The following is a 17,135-nucleotide window of genomic DNA, read 5'->3' as shown; positions in this document are numbered from 1 at the left end:
CATGCACAAGCAACGTGGCCTTTCGATCATTGAAATGATGGTCGCTCTGCTGATAAGCAGCTTTCTGATTATCGGCATTACGCAGGTCTACCTCGACAACCGTGAGAACACACTGTTTCAGCAAAGCCAGGGACAAAATATCGATAATGCCCGCTTCTCCATTCTGCTGTTGGAGCAGACGCTGGCGAAGGCGGGATATCGGCGCGCGCCTGATGAAATCATGGCGACAGCATTTCCCAGTGACAGTATCGGCGCATGCGGACAGATGGGCGCTGGTCAGGTAGTAAAGCGGTTGAGCGCCACGTCGTTCTGCATCCGCTATCAACCAGCATTCCCAGATGCTCGTGATTGTGCTGGCGACAACATTCCCAACATTCCAGCGTCGCCATACATAGCAACGGCGCCTGTAACGGAGATCTTCAACCTCAATGACGGAAGCCTTACATGCAACGGCCAGGCCATTGCGAGCGACATCGCAGAAGTGAGTTTCATGTATGGCGTGAACGCAACCGAAGAAAAGCGCATCAGCAAGTACGACGCCGAACCGGACACTGATGACAATATTCGCGCCGTACGTTTCTCCATCCTTACAGCAAGCGCAACCGAAGTTGCAAAAACCCCTGGCAGTTCAGCCTATACATTCTGGTTCGGCGACGACCCTGAAGACAAACGCCTCTACACCATGCTTTCCAGCAGCACCAGCATGAGGAACCTGATGCCATGAGCCGCCAACACTACCAATTCAACCGACACCAGCAACGTGGCGTCAGCCTAATGATCGCATTGGTTTTTCTGTTGATCATCACGGTTCTGGCGATTGCCAACATGCGCGAAGTCAGCCTGGAATCACGCATCACCGGCAACATGATCGAGCAGAAACAACTGCTTAACGTGGCTGATGCCAGTGTCAGGGACGGAGAACGTCGCACCCTCCTACACGGCCCCCATGAACCGACAAGCGACTGCCAGGGGATTGACTCCGGAAAGCTCTGCCTGCTTCAAGGGGAAGCCATGTACACAATAAGTTCGGATAACACTCAAGTCTATTCGCCCGACGATGACACCGAATTTCCCGGCAACGCTACCTGGTATGCGCAAACAGCTCCTGGCGGCGAATTGCTAGGCCAAACGGAGAACCCGGAATACGGAAATATGCTGCTTGGTATAGGCGTATTCCGCTACGAGATTAACGGCATCGCCAATAACAACGATTTGAATAGCGCAGTGCGCTCAACCGTTGCTCTTAACTCCAAAGGAAGAATTGAGCGGGAATAACTTGCCCCGTCAATCATTCATAGGGAAAACCATGAACACACACCCCTTTTTCCTGACAAAAAGCCTGTTGAGCACGCTGGGCTTTATGCTCTATTTATCCGGAACCCTGAGTGCAAGCGCAGCAGCACTGAGTGTCAGTCAGAAGCCACTGATATTGAGCGAGACAGTGGCGCCCAACCTGGTTTTCACATTGGATGATTCCGGCAGTATGCGCTGGGCTTTCGCGCCTGATGATGCAGGCCGAGAAGGCAGCGGTGGCAACCTGCGTAATAAACGCCGAGGGATGTCCGCCAGCACCAACCCAATGTATTACAACCCTGACGTCATATATCGCCTCCCGGTAAAACTTAACAGCGACGGCTCTACAGCCGCGCCCGGCTACAGCACCAGCTTTACCAGCGCCTACCACAATGGCTTTCAACCTTCTTATGGAACAACAAACCTAAGCAACAACTACCGCGTCTCTTGGAACTTCAATACGGACCAATCCATAAGCTACAGTTATAGTGACTACGCGAACTATGGAAACCCAACAGGGTACATTTACAACCTCTCAGAGAACCCAGAATTAGACTTTGGTAGCTCTGCAGATATAACGCTAACAGCCGGATCGCTAGTCACGCGAGAGATGCTAGGCACAACACACACTTTCACCCGACGCGGAAACAGTTGCACTGTATCTCCCAACACATCCGGAATCACCTGCTTACGCATCGGAAACTGGGGTAACGAATTCAGAATAACTCTGAACAGAAGCCGTACATCTGTTCCCGCTTACTATTACATTTATGACCAATTAGCTCCCGGATGTGATAAAGACAAAAGCAATGAGGCATGCCATAGCTTGGTTTTTGTTTCCGAGAACTCCGGCACCGACGGCGCCGACGAACGAGAAAACTTTGCCATTTGGTATTCATTCTATCGAACTCGCGCCTTAGCGACCGTCAGCGCTGCTAACTTGGCTTTTAATGACCTAGCCTCCTCAGCACGGCTCACCTGGCAAACATTGGATGTATGCGACGACTTGAACTCCAGCGGCTGCGGTACAAACTACTTCCGGGAGTTCAGCCCGCGTCACAAAGCCAACTTTCTCAACTGGCTTGCAGGCGTAAAGTTCAACAGCAGCACGCCGTTACTGGCTGCAACCAAGCGGGCCGGGGAGTTTTACACAACGGCTACTTCTTGGGCTCATACACCCAACCCCATCACCAGTAACGGAGGCCGAGGGTCTACTGTTACTAACCCGGTACATGCCTGCCGCCCAAGCTTCCATGTACTAATGACTGATGGCATGTGGAACGACAAGACATTCCCCAGCGGCATAGGCAGACATGACGGCGCCTCTTTCACCCCAGGCGCCACCGGGGATATGGCATACGGTTACGACGGAAAGAGGCCACCGTTCGGCAACGATGCGAGAACCACGACCGGAACGCTGGCCGACATAGCGATGCACTACTGGGCTACCGATCTGCGTAGCTCGCTGGCCAATGAGCTGAAACCTTATGTCCACACCAAAAATACTGACGCGGAGAAACAGTTCTGGGACCCGCGCAACAACCCTGCCACCTGGCAGCACATGGTCAACTACACCATGGGCCTGGGCTTGAGCAACTCTTTGAATGCGGCTGGTATTCCCTGGACGAGCGATACCTTTAGCGGCCCGGGATATAACCGCCTGGCAGAAGGCGACGCCAAATGGCCTGCTGCATCGGAAAGCGACGCCAAGAACGTTTACGACCTATGGCACGCCGCAATCAACTCCCGAGGCGAGTTTTTCAGCGTTGATAGCCCAGACGATATGGTTAAGGCCTTCAAGGACATCCTCAACCGCATCGCCGACCGCACCACGACCGCAGCCCGCCCGGCCGTATCGGCTTCTTTCGTGACCGAAAATGGGGGCGGCTCGCTGCAAAGCAATGTCTACGCAACCCAATTTTCCAGCGAGGACTGGAGCGGCGTACTGAGCAAGACCAGATTGTCTGCCGGCCAGACAGATACCCTGTGGACCAGCACAACCAACAGCCCCAATAACCGTAAGATGATGATCGCTGGCTCAGCGACAACAAGCGGCAAGTTACAAGCTTTTAACTGGGAAAATCTTGGCGATTTACAAGAATCCCTCAATATCAATCCCGAGAGTCTGGTGGGCGCGAAGGATAACCGCGGCGCGGCCCGGGTGGATTATATCCGTGGCAGCCGTAGTCTCGAAGGTGATAGCGAGACGAGTTTCCGTCGACGCAACAGCAGCACCGTAATTGGCGACATCATCAATTCCAGTCCCGTGGTGGTTGGCACGCCTGCCTACTTGGCTTATTTGGCGGATTCCATCGAGGAACCAGACAGAAGCGATTACAGAAGCTACGCCGCATTTCGTGAGGCGAATCGGAAGGCGATCACCGACCCTGATACAGGTGCCGTATCAGGCAGAAAGGAGATGATCTATGTCGGCGGAAACGACGGCATGCTACATGGCTTCAATGCCGCTACCGGCGTCGAAGAGTTTGCCTTTATTCCCACCGAGGTGATCAAGAACCTCTACCGCCTGACAGGCAAGAACTACAGCGGCGGTGAGCACCAGTACTTCGTCGACGGTACGCCTATCGTGCGCGACGTCTATCTGAGCGATGAAGAAGGCTGGCGCACCGTACTCGTCGGCAGCCTGCGCGCTGGTGGCAAGGCTCTGTTCGCATTAGACGTTACCGATCCGGAAAACATAACGCTGCTGTGGGAGTTCGACTCGACCACCGATGAAGACCTTGGCTACACCTTTGCCCAGCCAGAAATCGTGCGCCTGCACACCGGCCAGTGGGCAGTCCTGCAAGGCAACGGCTATGACAGCAGCAACGACAGAGCGGCGCTTCTGATCATTGACATCAAGACGGGCGAGTTGATCAAGAAGATCACCGTACCTGAAGTAGTTGTTGATAATGTCACTTTTCCCAACGGACTTTCCAGCGTACGCGGCGCAGACAACAATGGCGACGGCCTCGCGGACTATGCCTATGCGGGTGACCTGCAGGGTAACCTGTGGCGCTTCGACCTGGTCAAGTCAACCGACTCGACCGAATTTGTAATAACTACGAATGGCCAACAAACGACGATCAGCGATCCTTTCAATCGCTATCTCTCCGACGTAAAGACGACTACAGTCGCTGATTTCAAGCTGGCCTACGGCGAAAAACCGCTATTCATTGCAACTGATAGCCAAGACGGCAGGCGTCAGCCGATCACCGTTCAGCCATCCCTTGTACGCCACCCCTCCAGCCACGGCTACCTAGTGCTGGTGGGTACGGGTAAGTACTTCGAGCATAGTGATGCAAACGTCGATACCAGCCGCGCTATGACGCTCTATGGGATCTGGGATCGCCACACAAAAAGACAGACGACCAGTAGTGGCACAAAGACCGCCGGTTCCCGCGCAAATCTGGAAGACCAAAGCTTTACTGCACAGCAGAACAACGCAACGATCGATGAAAACGGAACAAACGTTACGCGAGATATCCGCTTGCTCAGTAACAAAACACCGACGTGGTACAAGGATCTTGAAGACCAGGACGACGATCCGAATATTCCGAACCCTCTACACAACGACAAAAATGTTGTCCATTGGGGCTGGGCTCTGGATATGGCAGTTGATGACAAGCTTGAAGGAGAGATGATCATCAACAACATGACCGCCAGCGGCTCTATCTTGTTCCTAAGCAGCCTGACACCCAATCAGGACCCCTGCCAGGCTGGCGCTGACACCTGGCTATACGCTGTTGATGCCTACAGTGGCGGGCGCACGCGCTTTAACGTGCTCGACCTCAACGCAGACCGTATCGTGGATAAACTCGATGAGTTCGACAAGACCGTCGTATCTGGTATGCGCTTCCCCGCACTTGGCGGCTTCACTCTGGCACCTGGCAACCTAGTATTCGGCAGCGACGGGGCGGCCGATCCAGCGACTGTCGGTGATGACCCCAATAGCAGCGGCCGCCAAAGCTGGCATATTGTCCCGGAGGAGTTTCAATGAGCAGGGCTCAACAGCAAGGCTTTACCCTGATAGAGCTGATGATCGTGGTGGTAATCCTGGGCATCCTCGCCTCCATCGCCTACCCGAACTACACGGAATATCTGAATCGCAGCAAGCGAGCAGAGGGCATGGCGTTGCTGCAGGAGGCCGCTGCTCGGCAGGAGCGTTTCTATGCGCAAACCAATGGTTACGTGACCGCTGCAGCAGATATAGCCAAGCTCGGGCTCCGCAATACTATTGGTACCACCGTGACCTCTGATACGGGGAAATACACCCTTACCGTGGCTGGAGGTGGTGGTGGCTATACTCTCACGGCGACGCAGCAGTTCGGCGATGGCAAATGTGGCGATCTAGTACTCAACGCGATAGGCATTCGTGGTGCTGTCAATGAACTAGAGACAAAAAACGCAGCCGCCAAGAAGAAGGTAGCAGAGTGCTGGCGTTGATCTGCATACGGAGCGTACTTTCAGCTCTTACCAGTTGCGATACGGCCACCTTAAACCGAGGCCGTAACCGCCAACCACTGCTTACACCTGCCTCAACCGCAACTCCTTCGGCATGGAAAACGTAACATTCTCCGGCCGACCATCCAGCTCATCCGTCCCGGTCGCGCCCCACTCTCGGAGCTGATCAATCACGCCGCGCACCAGCACTTCGGGGGCTGAGGCGCCGGCGGTGATGCCAATTCGGTCGATGTTCTCGAACCATTCACGCTTGAGGTCTTCGGCCCCATCGATCAGGTAGGCGGGTGTCCCCATGCGTTCGGCCAGCTCGCGGAGGCGATTGGAGTTAGAGCTGTTGGGACTACCGACGACCAGCACGACGTCGCACTCGGCAGCCAGCTGTTTAACCGCATCCTGGCGATTCTGGGTGGCGTAGCAGATGTCATCCTTGCGAGGGCCGCCGATGCTCGGGAAGCGTGTGCGCAGTGCGTCGATTACTCGACTGGTGTCATCCATGGACAGCGTGGTCTGGGTAACGAAGGCCAGCGCATCGGGGTTGCGTACCTGCAGCTTTGCAACATCTTCTTCGTCTTCCACCAGGTAGATGGCGCCGCCGTTGCTGGAATCGTACTGGCCCATGGTGCCTTCAACTTCGGGATGGCCTTCGTGGCCGATGAGAATGCACTCGCGCCCTTCTCTGCTGTACTTGGTCACTTCCAGATGCACCTTGGTCACCAGCGGGCAGGTGGCGTCAAATACCTTAAGGCCGCGCCTTTCCCCTTCCATCCGCACGGTCTGGGATACGCCATGGGCACTGAATATGACGATGAAGCCGTCCGGAACCTGATCGAGTTCATCGACGAAAATAGCCCCGCGCTCGCGCAGATCTTCTACGACGAACTTGTTGTGCACAACTTCGTGCCGTACGTAGATCGGGGGGCCGAACACTTCGAGCGCACGGTTGACGATTTCGATGGCACGGTCGACACCGGCACAAAAGCCACGAGGATTGGCGAGTTTAATTTGCATGGCGGGTATCTCGATGCGCGCGGCACGCGGGATGGATGGAGATTTAAGACCCGTAGGGTGGTTGGCGCTTTTACATCCACCATTGCGGCCTACGGTGGGTCGGTGGGCGTGATCCACCCTACGATGGCTCCTACAACAAGCAGCTTACTTACGTGAGCCGATACTCAGACCGGCTTGACCTCAAATATTTCCACGTCGAACGTCAGCGACTTTCCGGCCAGCGGATGATTGAAGTCAACGGTAACCTGTCGATCATCGAAACTTTTAACCACACCCGGCAGCTCCGTCTTGGCCGCGTCGTTGAAGATCACCAGCAGGCCTTCGGACAGCTCCATGCCCTCGAACTGGCTGCGCGGCATGGTCTGCACGTTCTGCGGGTTGTGCTGACCGAAGCCCTGCTCAGGTGCAATCTGAAAGGTGCGCTTGTCACCCGCCTTCAGTCCAAACAACTGCTGTTCGAATCCTGGCAATAAATTTCCATCGCCGACCTTGAATGTCGCCGGCTGCTTGTCGAAGGTGGTGTCGACCTGCTCGCCGTTATCCAGGCTGAGCGCGAAGTGCAGGGTGACCTGCATGTCCGGCCCGATGCGTTGTTCAGTCATTAACCGTTTCTCCCGTTCTACTGCTACGGAACATGTCCAGCGCCAGCATCAAGGCGCCGATGGTGATGGCGCTGTCGGCAATATTGAACGCCGGGAAATACCAGCGGTTCTGCCAATGCACCAAGATGAAATCGACGACATGACCAAGCACGACACGGTCATAAAGATTGCCCAGCGCCCCGCCCAATACCAACGCCAGCGCAACCGCGAGCCAGGTTTCCGCTGGCTTCAGACGCTTCATCCAGACGACCAGAACCGCACTGACGCCCAGCGCGATGGCAGCGAACAGCCAGCGCTGCCAGCCCGAATGATCCGCGAGGAAGCTGAACGCCGCGCCCGTGTTGTAAGCCAATGTCCAGGCGAAATAGTCCGGAATGACGTCAACCTTCTGGTACAGGCTGAAGTTAGCCTCGAAGTAATGCTTAGTTGCTTGATCCAGCGCGATCACCAGCACACTCAGCCAGAGCCAGGTGAGCTTGCCGAAACGCGAGGTCATTCTGCCGCCCCCGGAAGAGCGTGGCGGGCCACGCGCCCCGTAGAAGTGCCAATGTAGCAAGTGGTGCGAGAAACGGTCCGCGTTTGCTCAGAGACAAATCGTTGGCGCTGCCAGTGGTGGGCTGAAGCCCACCCTACAATGGGCACCGAGCGTTCGCCGCGGATGGGCATAAGCTCGTCACGCATAGTGGCGGACCTCACCAGCGCCTTCGATGTTTTCAACACAGCGGCCACAGATCTCCGGATGCGCGGCATGGGTACCGACGTCAGGCAGGTGGTGCCAGCACCGACCGCACTTGGCGTGATCCGTCTTGCTGATCTTGAGCTTGAGGCCGGCCAGTTCGCTCTGTACCGCTTCAGCCGGTGCAGTGGCAAGTGGCGCCACCGTCACGGCAGAAGTGATCAGCACGAAGCGCAATTCGTTACCCAGCTTGGTGAGATCGCTCACCAGTGAGTCTTCGGCATACAGCACGACTTCAGCTTGCAGGTTTCCGCCAATGGTCTTGGCTGCGCGCTGGGTTTCCAGTTCCTTGTTGACTGCGGCTTTCACCGCCATGACACGGTCCCAGAACTCGCGACCCAGCTCAACGTCGGACGGCAGTTCGCTGAGGCGGTCGTACCAGGTGTTGAGCATCACCGACTCGTTACGCAAGCCCGGCAGGTATTGCCAGATTTCGTCGGCAGTGAACGACAGGATTGGCGCAATCCAGCGCACGAGCGCTTCGGCGATGTGATACAGAGCGGTCTGGCAAGAGCGGCGAGGCAGACTGTCGGCGCCGGTGGTGTACTGACGATCTTTAATGATGTCTAGGTAGAAGCCGCCCAGTTCCTGTACGCAGAAATTGTGCACTTTCTGGTAGACATTCCAGAACTTATAAGTGCCGTAGGCTTCTTCAATCTCCCGTTGCAACAGCAGGGCTCGGTCGATGGCCCAGCGGTCCAGTGCGATCAGCTGATCGGCCGGCACCAGATGCTGCGCCGGATCGAAACCGTCAAGGTTTGAGAGCAGGAAGCGGGCGGTGTTGCGAATGCGTCGATAGGAGTCAGCGCTGCGCTGCAGAATGACTTTGGAAACCGCCATCTCACCGGAATAGTCGGTCGAGGCGACCCACAAGCGCAGGATATCGGCGCCCAAGCTATCAGTGACTTCCTGTGGTGCAACCACGTTGCCCAGCGACTTGGACATCTTGCGACCGTTCTCGTCGACCACGAAGCCATGGGTCAGTAGCCCTTTATAGGGCGCGTGGCCGTCGATCGCCGAACCGGTCAGCAGCGATGAGTGGAACCAGCCGCGATGCTGATCTGATCCTTCGAGATAGAGGTCCGCACGCGGGCCGCTTTCATGGCCCATCGGGTGCGAGCCGCGCATCACGTGCCAATGTGTGGTGCCGGAGTCGAACCAGACGTCCAACGTATCGCTGATCTTTTCGTACTGCGCCGCTTCGTCTCCCAGCAGATCGGCTGCGTCCAGCTTCGACCAGGCCTCGATGCCGCCCTGCTCCACCCGCTGCGCAACCGACTCCATGAGTTCGACTGTACGCGGGTGCAGCTCGCCACTCTCCTTATGCAGGAAGAACGGGATGGGTACGCCCCAGGTGCGCTGACGTGAGATGCACCAGTCGGGTCGCCCGGCAATCATGCCATGCAGCCGCGCCTGACCCCAGGCGGGAACGAACTGGGTCTGCTCGATAGCATCCAGCGCCCGACGCCGCAGCGAACTGCCGTCATGCGCCACCTTGTCCATGCCGACGAACCACTGCGCCGTGGCGCGGTAGATCAGGGGCGTTTTGTGGCGCCAGCAATGCATGTAGCTGTGTTGGATCGACTCGTGCTTGAGCAGCGCGCCCACCTCACGCAGCTTCTCGACAATCGCCGGATTGGCCTTCCAGATGAACTGCCCGCCAAAGAACGGCAAGTCTGATACGTAGACACCATGGCTTTGCACTGGGCTGAGGATGTCATCATTCTCCATGCCGTAATGCTTGCAGGAGCGGAAGTCGTCTTCACCATAAGCCGGTGCCGAATGAACGATGCCAGTACCAGCACCCGTTTCAACGTAATCAGCCAGATACACCGGCGCGAAGCGCTCGTAGAAAGGATGGCGGAAGCGGATCAGCTCCAGCGCCTTCCCTTCGCAGCGGGCGATGATCTCGCCCTGCAGCTCGTACCGGGCCAGACTGGATTCGACAAGCTCCTCGGCTAGCACCAGCAACTTGTCGCCAGTGTCGACCAGTGCGTATACGAAATCCGGGTGAACGTTGAGCGCCTGGTTGGCCGGAATGGTCCAGGGCGTGGTTGTCCAGATGACGATGCTTGCCGGCTTGGCCAAAGCATCGACGCCAAAGGCCGCCGCCAGCTTATCCGCATCTTCTACGTGGAAGGCAACGTCGATGGCATCGGACTTCTTGTCCTGGTATTCGACCTCAGCCTCGGCCAGCGCCGAGCCGCAATCGAAACACCAGTTCACTGGCTTCAAACCTTTGAAGACAAACCCACCTTCGACCATCTTGGACAGCGCACGGATTTCACCGGCTTCGTTTGCGAAATCCATGGTGCGGTAGGGGTTGTCCCATTCGCCGAGCACGCCGAGACGGATGAAATCAGCCTTCTGCCCTTCGATCTGCTCCGCGGCGTAGGCGCGGCAACGTTCGCGGGTCAGGTCTGCCGGCTGGTTCTTGCCAAAGGTGATCTCGACTTTGTGTTCGATCGGCAGACCATGGCAATCCCAGCCAGGTACGTATGGCGCATCGAATCCGGCCAGGGTCTTAGAGCGGACAATGAAGTCTTTGATGACCTTGTTTACCGCGTGACCGATATGAATGCTGCCGTTGGCATACGGCGGGCCGTCATGCAGGACGAACTTCGGGCGACCTTCACCGATCTGCCGCAGCTTCCCGTAGAGGTCAATGCTGTTCCAGCGCTGCAGGATCTCCGGCTCGCGCTGTGGCAGACCGGCCTTCATCGGAAATGCCGTGGATGGCAGATTGAGGGTCGCTTTGTAATCGGTCATTTCAGTCCTGACTCGTGGTAAAGGGTGAAGCCCGCCAGTATTCGCGAGCCGCGGCGATATCCGCTTCGATCGCCGACTTGAGTGCCTCCAGCGAGGCAAAGCGCTGCTCATCACGCAGCTTATGGTGAAAGGTCACACACAACAGGCGACCATAGAGGTCGCCCTGATAATTCAAAAGATGCACTTCCAGGTGCGGATTGCCATCGCTTTCGACCGAGGGCCGCATGCCGATATTGGCAACCGCAGGCTGCGTCTGCCCATCCACGCTGGTACTTACCATGAACACACCGCTCAACGGCGTATTCTTGCGCTTGAGCTGGATATTGGCAGTCGGCGCGCCTAGCCGGCGCCCAAGCGCCTGACCGTGCATGACCCGCCCGGTGATGCTGAATGGCCGACCGAGTAGCTTTTCGGCCAGCGCCAAGTTGCCCTCGGCAAGCACCTGTCGCAGCCGCGTACTGCTCACCCGCTCGCCATCGACTTCGATAGTGGTCGCCGCTTCGACAGTAAAGCCTTCGGTGACGCCCGCCCTCATCAGAAAATTGAAGTCGCCGGCTCGATCACAACCAAAGCGGAAATCATCGCCGACCTCAAGGTGTTTGACCCCAAGCCCCTCGACAAGCGTCGCATGAACAAACTCGGCGGCGCTGAGTTCGCGCAAGCGACGATTGAAGGCCAGGCACAGCACAAGATCGACACCCTGATCATGCAGCAGTTGCAGCTTCTCGCGCAGCCGGGTCAGACGTGCGGGCGCCTTGTCTGGCGCGAAATACTCACGAGGCTGTGGCTCGAATATCACCACGCAACTCGGCAGACCCAGCTCAGCCGCACGCTCACGCAGCCGCGCCAGGATGGCCTGGTGCCCCCGGTGAACGCCGTCGAAATTGCCGATAGTGGCGACACAGCCCCGATGTCGGGGCCGCAGGTTGTGAAGACCTCGAACCAGCTGCATACCGCACTTCTTGCTTGAAAAGTCGCCGATTATACGCATGAGCCAGCAGTCGCGGACAGGTTTGCCATCCGCTTAAGCCTTCGATCAGTGGCGCAGATGGCGCGGCCGCAAACCAAGCAAAACCAGCGCAACCGCGAATGCGCCCAGCCCCGCAAAAACCAGCAGTGCCAACTGCAGCGCTCGCTGCTGCCAGTTCCACGCGAACCATTCGACCGACGGCGCATTCAGCCACCAAACCACAGCCACCATCGCCGTACAGCCGCCAGCCAGACGCAACAGGAAGACAGCCCAGCCCGGCGCGAACTGAAAGACACCGACACGGTACAGCCCCCAGAACAGCAGCCCGGCATTGAGCATGGACGAGAGGGAGGTCGCCAGCGCTAAACCGACGTGCTTGAGTGGCCAGATCAGGATCAGGTTCATCACCATATTGGCGATCATGCAAATGATCGCCACCCGTACCGGCGTCTTCAAATCCTGACGAGCGAAGAAGCCCGGCGCCAATACCTTGATCAGCATGAAGGCCAGAACACCGAGCGAGTAAGCCTCAAGAGCATTGGCCGACTGCACGACCGCTTCTTCACTCATAGCACCATAAAAAAACAGGCTGGCAATCAGCGGCTCGGCCAGAATACCCAGGGCGAGCGCCGCAGGAATGCCCACCAGCAGCACCATTCGTAGTGCCCAGTTAAGCGTATTGGAAAAGGCCTTGGGGTCTTCCCCGGCATGCTGGCGGGAAAGACTCGGCAGAATGACGGTGCCTATGGCGATACCAAACGCACCCAGCGGCAGCTCCGACAGTCGGTCAGCGTAATACAGCCAGGACACACTGCCGGTTTGAAGAAACGAAGCGAGAACGGTATCGAGCAGAAGATTGATCTGGCTGACCGACACCCCGAAAAGCGCTGGGACCATTAGCATCATGATCCGCCGCACCCCCTCGTCACCGAACTTGACGCGCGGCCTTGGCAGCAGGCCCAGCTTGGCAACGTACGGCAGCTGGAAGGCCAACTGGGCGAAGCCGGCTATGAACACGCCCCAGGCCAGCGCCATGATTGGCTGATCAAAATAAGGCGTCAGGAACACCGCGGACGTGATCATGCACACGTTGAGCAATACCGGCGTGAAGCCGGGAACCGCGAAGTGCCCATAGGTATTGAGCACGCCCGAGGTAAAGGCGGTAAGCGAAATCAACAGCAGGTAAGGGAAGGTGATACGCAACAGCTCGCCGGCAAGCTGCATCTTGGCCGGGTCGTCATGAAAACCTGGCGCGAAAAGCATTACCACGTACGGTGAAGCTAGCACCCCTATCGCCGTGATGCCCGTCAGTATCAGGCCGAGCATGCCCGCCGTGCGGTCGACTAGCAGCTTGACCTCGAGCAGCGTGCGCTTGGTGCGATACTCGGACAAAACAGGGACAAAAGCTTGGGCAAATGCCCCTTCGGCAAACAGGCGGCGCAGAAAGTTTGGAATCTTGAACGCGATGAAGAATGCGTCCGCCGCCGCGCCAGAGCCGAAGTAGCTCGCCACCACCATATCGCGTACCATGCCCAGCACTCGGGACAGCAGCGTCATGACGCTGACTACCGCGCTGGAACGCAATAATCCGCCTTTACCGGATGTCTCGGACATTTGTTTTCCCAGAAGTTGCTGCAGAGGTTCCGCAATGGCGCAGGCCATTGGAATCGACGGGCAATTACGACAGATAAAGAGGCCGCGAGTTTAGCGGCAGCCCTTCTGTCCGGCCAGCATGATCAATCTCTAAGCAGGCTTGACAAGCCATCGCCGCATCGGCATGATTCGCGGCCTTGTTTGCTTTGTAATCCCACGTTTTCGAGGAGTTCGACGGTGGCCAACAGCCCTTCCGCCAAAAAACGCGCAATTCAGGCTGAGAAGCGTCGCAGCCACAACGCCAGCTTGCGCTCCATGGTTCGTACCTACATCAAGAATGTGGTCAAAGCCATTGATGCAAAAGATCTGGATAAAGCTCGTACTGCTTACACCGCAGCCGTGCCAGTAATCGACCGTATGGCCGACAAAGGCATCATCCACAAGAACAAAGCAGCCCGGCATAAAAGCCGCCTGAACGGCCACATCAAGGCCCTCGGCGAAGCTGCTGCAGCCTAAAACTGCACGCTCTTGAAAAAAACCGGCCTCGGCCGGTTTTTTTGTGTCTGCATTTAGATGCAGCTGGCTACTTCAGCGAAGCAGCTCGCGACCCACAATCTCGAAGACGTTACGGCTGGACCCACGGCAATATTGGAATCGCGGTTACCGCATTCTGCGGGCTACCCTCGATCACTCGATCGCTGTAAACCAGATAAACGAGCGTGTTTCGAGCCTCATCAAAGAAACGCACTACCTGCATCGTCTTGAACACCAGCGAAGTCCGCTCCTTGAAAACGACCTCGCCGTCTTTGAGATTCTTCTCCATGCGGATCGGGCCAACCTGACGGCAGGCAATGGATGCCTCGGCACGGTCCTCCGCCAAGCCAAGCCCACCCTTGATACCGCCGGTTTTCGCCCTCGATAGGTAGCAGGTGACCCCATCCACCTTGGGATCATCGAATGCCTCGACGGCGATCTTGTGATTGGGGCCGAGCCACTTGAAGACCGTATCGACCTCACCCACTTCACGCGCCATGCTCACCGTCGGCAAAGCGAGCAATACCATCAAAGCCTTTGCCAATCGCATTGAGCACCTCATACCAGGATCATGTTGTCGCGATGAATGAGCTCAGGCTCATCAACATACCCGAGCAGCTTCTCGATTTCGTCCGAGGAGTGCCCGAGAATCCGCTGGGTTTCAGCGACACTGTAGTTGACCAGGCCCCGAGCCACTTCCTCCCCATCCGGGCCGGCGCATACCACCATTTCGCCACGGCGGAAGCCACCCTGCGCCGCCTTGACACCAACTGGTAGCAGGCTGCGATTACCCTGCCTCAGTGCATGAACCGCTCCAGCATCGAGAGTAACGACACCACGGGTCTGCAGGTGCCCGGCAAGCCATTGCTTGCGAGCAGCGTGACGACTGCACTCAGGCGCCAATAACGTTCCCAGCCTGTCGCCAGCCTTGAGGCGCGCCAACACCTGCTCGATGCGCCCGCCCACGATAACCGTGTGCGCACCTGATCGAGCCGCCAATCGAGCCGCGCGCAGCTTGGTCTGCATACCACCTCGTCCCAACACCCCACCCGTAGCACCTGCCACCAGATCAAGCGAAGGGTCATCGGCCCGCGCCTCGCTGATCAACTTGGCGTCGGGGTTGTGGCGCGGATCCGCATCGAACATGCCATCTCGGTCAGTGAGAATGACCAAAAGGTCAGCCTCGACCAGATTTGCTACCAGCGCGGCAAGGGTATCGTTGTCACCAAAGCGAATTTCGTCAGTTACCACCGTATCGTTTTCATTGATGACCGGCACCACACCCAGATCGATCAATGTGCGCAGAGTGCTGCGGGCGTTGAGATAACGCTTGCGATCCGAGAGGTCATCGTGGGTGACCAGGATCTGCGCGGTTTGCTGATCGCAACGCGCGAAGCTGGTTTCCCAGGCGCGAATCAGCCCCATTTGCCCGACTGCGGCCGCGGCCTGAAGCTCATGGACAGCCTTGGGTCGAGCGGTCCAACCGAGACGACTCATGCCGGCCGCAACCGCACCGGACGACACCAGCACCAGTTCTACACCTGCATCGCGCAGAGAGACCATCTGATCGACCCAGACCGCCATGGCCGCCTGATCCAACCCACGCCCATCGGCGGTCAGCAGCGCGCTGCCGATCTTTACCACCCAGCGCCGAGCGCCGCTCACCTTGTCCCGCATCGATCCCGCCTTCTATTCGATATCCGGCCAAACCACTCGCGACGAGCCACGCAGCGTGGCTCGACAATCAATCATGTACAGATGTGCAGCAACACGAACGAACCTCAGCGGACGTAGAAGATCTCTGCGCCGCCTTCATCATCGTCATCGTCATCATCATCGAAGTCATCGTCATCAGCCTCAGCGGCCGCCTTGACGCCAGCACGGCGCAGCGCGCGCTGATCATCGAGCTCCTGCAAGCGTGCACGCGCCTCGTCTTCGATCTGTTGATCGAGCTCGGCAAGCGCTTCGGCAAAGGCGGGCTCCTCGCTGATACGCAACGTGCGCTCATCCAGGTAACGCATGATGGCTTGAGTCAACTCCTCGGTACCTTCGCGCTCCAGCGCGGAGATCACGAAAACCGGACCCGTCCACTCGAGACGATCGACCACCTGGCGAACCCGCTCTTCGCGGTCCTCCTCAAGCAGCTGATCAGCCTTGTTCAACACCAGCCAGCGATCGCGCTGCGCCAATGCCGGGCTGAATTTTTCCAGTTCGCTCACGATCACTTCAGCCGCATCGGCGGGATCGCTTTCATCCAGCGGCGCCATGTCTACGAGGTGCAGCAGCAGGCGCGTACGAGCCAGGTGCTTCAGGAAACGGATGCCAAGCCCTGCGCCCTCGGACGCACCTTCGATAAGGCCAGGAATGTCAGCAACCACAAAGCTCTTGTAGCGACCAACACTGACCACGCCAAGGTTCGGCACTAACGTGGTGAATGGGTAGTCAGCGACTTTCGGCTTGGCAGCCGATACGGAGCGGATAAAGGTGCTTTTACCGGCATTAGGCAAACCGAGAAGACCGACGTCAGCCAGAACCTTCAGCTCCAGCTTCAGATCGCGAGCATCGCCAGGCTTGCCCGGCGTGGTCTGGCGCGGCGCGCGGTTTGTACTGGACTTGAAGCGGGTATTGCCCAGACCATGCCAGCCGCCCTGCGCCACCAGCAGACGCTGACCCGCCTTGGTCAGGTCACCTATCACATCCTGAGTAGCGGCATCGATCACCGTGGTGCCGACCGGCACCGGCAGGATCAGATCGTCGCCCTTGGCACCCGTACATTCAGTACTGCCGCCCTTCTGACCATTGGGCGCATTGAAGCGGCGGGTGTAACGGTAGTCGACGAGCGTGTTGAGATTCTCGTCAGCCTCCAGATACACGGACCCGCCATCGCCGCCATCGCCCCCGTTGGGACCGCCTTTCTCGATGAACTTCTCACGGCGGAAGCTCATCATGCCGTTACCGCCGTCGCCGGCCTTTACAAAAATCGATACTTCATCGACGAATTTCATGGGAACGCCTCCCGCCGCAAGGACGGGCTAGAAAACAGGAACATAAGGGTCTTGCAAAACCCAGCGATAGTGAGAGCACAGCAGTGTTTTGCAAGAGCCCTACAGAGGATACAGAAACAAAAAAGCCCCGTCGCATGACAGGGCTTTTCCAGCAACGTCGC

Annotated in this window: 14 protein-coding genes; 5 read left to right on the top strand and 9 right to left on the bottom strand. The window is 57.6% G+C overall.

Annotated features, from left to right (window positions below):
- Position 1 precedes the first annotated feature (1 nt).
- From K4O48_RS03675 to K4O48_RS03660, 4 genes are read left to right on the top strand one after another with little or no spacing between them, the layout of a single operon-like run.
- On the top strand, positions 2-724 hold the full coding sequence (locus K4O48_RS03675) for a PilW family protein (protein ID WP_222910737.1): 723 nt from the start codon (positions 2-4) through the stop codon (positions 722-724).
- A complete protein-coding gene (locus K4O48_RS03670) occupies positions 721-1,275 on the top strand; it encodes a PilX N-terminal domain-containing pilus assembly protein (RefSeq protein ID WP_222910736.1) in 555 nt (184 codons plus the stop codon). The genes K4O48_RS03675 and K4O48_RS03670 overlap by 4 nt, the downstream gene beginning before the upstream one ends.
- 31 nt (positions 1,276-1,306) lie before the next feature.
- Entirely contained in the window at positions 1,307-5,293 is a 3,987-nt protein-coding gene (locus tag K4O48_RS03665) for a pilus assembly protein (RefSeq protein WP_260523693.1), read from the top strand.
- Complete coding sequence (locus K4O48_RS03660) at positions 5,290-5,739, top strand: type IV pilin protein (protein WP_222910735.1); 450 nt, start codon at positions 5,290-5,292, stop codon at positions 5,737-5,739. Before K4O48_RS03665 ends, K4O48_RS03660 begins: the two co-directional genes overlap by 4 nt.
- 81 nt (positions 5,740-5,820) lie before the next feature.
- Here the strand turns inward: K4O48_RS03660 and ispH are convergent, their stop codons facing one another.
- The 6 genes from ispH to murJ form a co-directional block, all read right to left on the bottom strand.
- Positions 5,821-6,765: a 4-hydroxy-3-methylbut-2-enyl diphosphate reductase gene (gene ispH, locus K4O48_RS03655; protein ID WP_222910734.1), complete on the bottom strand. Its 945-nt coding sequence runs from the start codon at positions 6,763-6,765 to the stop codon at positions 5,821-5,823.
- A 164-nt stretch (positions 6,766-6,929) separates the two neighbouring features.
- Positions 6,930-7,367, bottom strand: coding sequence for an FKBP-type peptidyl-prolyl cis-trans isomerase (gene fkpB, locus K4O48_RS03650; RefSeq protein ID WP_222910733.1), 438 nt, complete (start codon positions 7,365-7,367; stop codon positions 6,930-6,932).
- Complete coding sequence (gene lspA / locus K4O48_RS03645) at positions 7,360-7,863, bottom strand: signal peptidase II (RefSeq protein ID WP_222910732.1); 504 nt, start codon at positions 7,861-7,863, stop codon at positions 7,360-7,362. The genes fkpB and lspA overlap by 8 nt, the downstream gene beginning before the upstream one ends.
- Positions 7,864-8,040: 177 nt before the next feature.
- Positions 8,041-10,872 carry an isoleucine--tRNA ligase gene (gene ileS, locus K4O48_RS03640; RefSeq protein ID WP_222910731.1) on the bottom strand — a complete coding sequence of 944 codons (2,832 nt, stop codon included), beginning with the start codon at positions 10,870-10,872 and terminating at the stop codon, positions 8,041-8,043.
- Position 10,873: 1 nt separating this feature from the next.
- Positions 10,874-11,824 (bottom strand): bifunctional riboflavin kinase/FAD synthetase, encoded by a 951-nt coding sequence (gene ribF, locus K4O48_RS03635; protein WP_222910730.1) that lies wholly within the window; start codon positions 11,822-11,824, stop codon positions 10,874-10,876.
- Between the two features lie 84 nt (positions 11,825-11,908).
- Complete coding sequence (murJ, locus tag K4O48_RS03630) at positions 11,909-13,456, bottom strand: murein biosynthesis integral membrane protein MurJ (RefSeq protein WP_222910729.1); 1,548 nt, start codon at positions 13,454-13,456, stop codon at positions 11,909-11,911.
- Between the two features lie 216 nt (positions 13,457-13,672).
- Here murJ and rpsT point away from each other — a divergent pair, with 216 nt between their 5' ends.
- Positions 13,673-13,951: a 30S ribosomal protein S20 gene (gene rpsT, locus K4O48_RS03625; protein ID WP_003281567.1), complete on the top strand. Its 279-nt coding sequence runs from the start codon at positions 13,673-13,675 to the stop codon at positions 13,949-13,951.
- 109 nt (positions 13,952-14,060) lie between these two features.
- Here rpsT and K4O48_RS03620 read toward each other — a convergent pair whose 3' ends face one another.
- From K4O48_RS03620 to cgtA, 3 genes are all read right to left on the bottom strand, one after another.
- On the bottom strand, positions 14,061-14,519 hold the full coding sequence (locus K4O48_RS03620; RefSeq protein WP_222910728.1) for a CreA family protein: 459 nt from the start codon (positions 14,517-14,519) through the stop codon (positions 14,061-14,063).
- A gap of 8 nt (positions 14,520-14,527) precedes the next feature.
- Positions 14,528-15,646, bottom strand: coding sequence for a glutamate 5-kinase (proB, locus tag K4O48_RS03615; protein ID WP_222910727.1), 1,119 nt, complete (start codon positions 15,644-15,646; stop codon positions 14,528-14,530).
- 104 nt (positions 15,647-15,750) lie between these two features.
- Complete coding sequence (gene cgtA, locus K4O48_RS03610; RefSeq protein WP_222910726.1) at positions 15,751-16,974, bottom strand: Obg family GTPase CgtA; 1,224 nt, start codon at positions 16,972-16,974, stop codon at positions 15,751-15,753.
- Between the last annotated feature and the right edge of the window lie 161 nt (positions 16,975-17,135).

The sequence above is a fragment of the Pseudomonas sp. DNDY-54 genome, from assembly GCF_019880365.1.
Taxonomy (GTDB): Bacteria; Pseudomonadota; Gammaproteobacteria; order Pseudomonadales; family Pseudomonadaceae; genus Stutzerimonas; species Stutzerimonas stutzeri_P.
Note: the sequence above shows the minus strand (reverse complement) of the source record. Positions and strands in the feature narration are given on the sequence as shown.

Excerpts from the sequence above, each read along its gene's own strand:
- K4O48_RS03675 (WP_222910737.1), top strand. The coding sequence starts at position 2 with ATGCACAAGCAACGTGGCCTTTCGATCATTGAAATGATGGTCGCTCTG.
- K4O48_RS03670 (WP_222910736.1), top strand. The coding sequence starts at position 721 with ATGAGCCGCCAACACTACCAATTCAACCGACACCAGCAACGTGGCGTC.
- K4O48_RS03665 (WP_260523693.1), top strand. The coding sequence starts at position 1,307 with ATGAACACACACCCCTTTTTCCTGACAAAAAGCCTGTTGAGCACGCTG.
- K4O48_RS03660 (WP_222910735.1), top strand. The coding sequence starts at position 5,290 with ATGAGCAGGGCTCAACAGCAAGGCTTTACCCTGATAGAGCTGATGATC.
- ispH (WP_222910734.1), bottom strand. The coding sequence starts at position 6,765 with ATGCAAATTAAACTCGCCAATCCTCGTGGCTTTTGTGCCGGTGTCGAC.
- fkpB (WP_222910733.1), bottom strand. The coding sequence starts at position 7,367 with ATGACTGAACAACGCATCGGGCCGGACATGCAGGTCACCCTGCACTTC.
- lspA (WP_222910732.1), bottom strand. The coding sequence starts at position 7,863 with ATGACCTCGCGTTTCGGCAAGCTCACCTGGCTCTGGCTGAGTGTGCTG.
- ileS (WP_222910731.1), bottom strand. The coding sequence starts at position 10,872 with ATGACCGATTACAAAGCGACCCTCAATCTGCCATCCACGGCATTTCCG.
- ribF (WP_222910730.1), bottom strand. The coding sequence starts at position 11,824 with ATGCAGCTGGTTCGAGGTCTTCACAACCTGCGGCCCCGACATCGGGGC.
- murJ (WP_222910729.1), bottom strand. The coding sequence starts at position 13,456 with ATGTCCGAGACATCCGGTAAAGGCGGATTATTGCGTTCCAGCGCGGTA.
- K4O48_RS03620 (WP_222910728.1), bottom strand. The coding sequence starts at position 14,519 with ATGCGATTGGCAAAGGCTTTGATGGTATTGCTCGCTTTGCCGACGGTG.
- proB (WP_222910727.1), bottom strand. The coding sequence starts at position 15,646 with ATGCGGGACAAGGTGAGCGGCGCTCGGCGCTGGGTGGTAAAGATCGGC.
- cgtA (WP_222910726.1), bottom strand. The coding sequence starts at position 16,974 with ATGAAATTCGTCGATGAAGTATCGATTTTTGTAAAGGCCGGCGACGGC.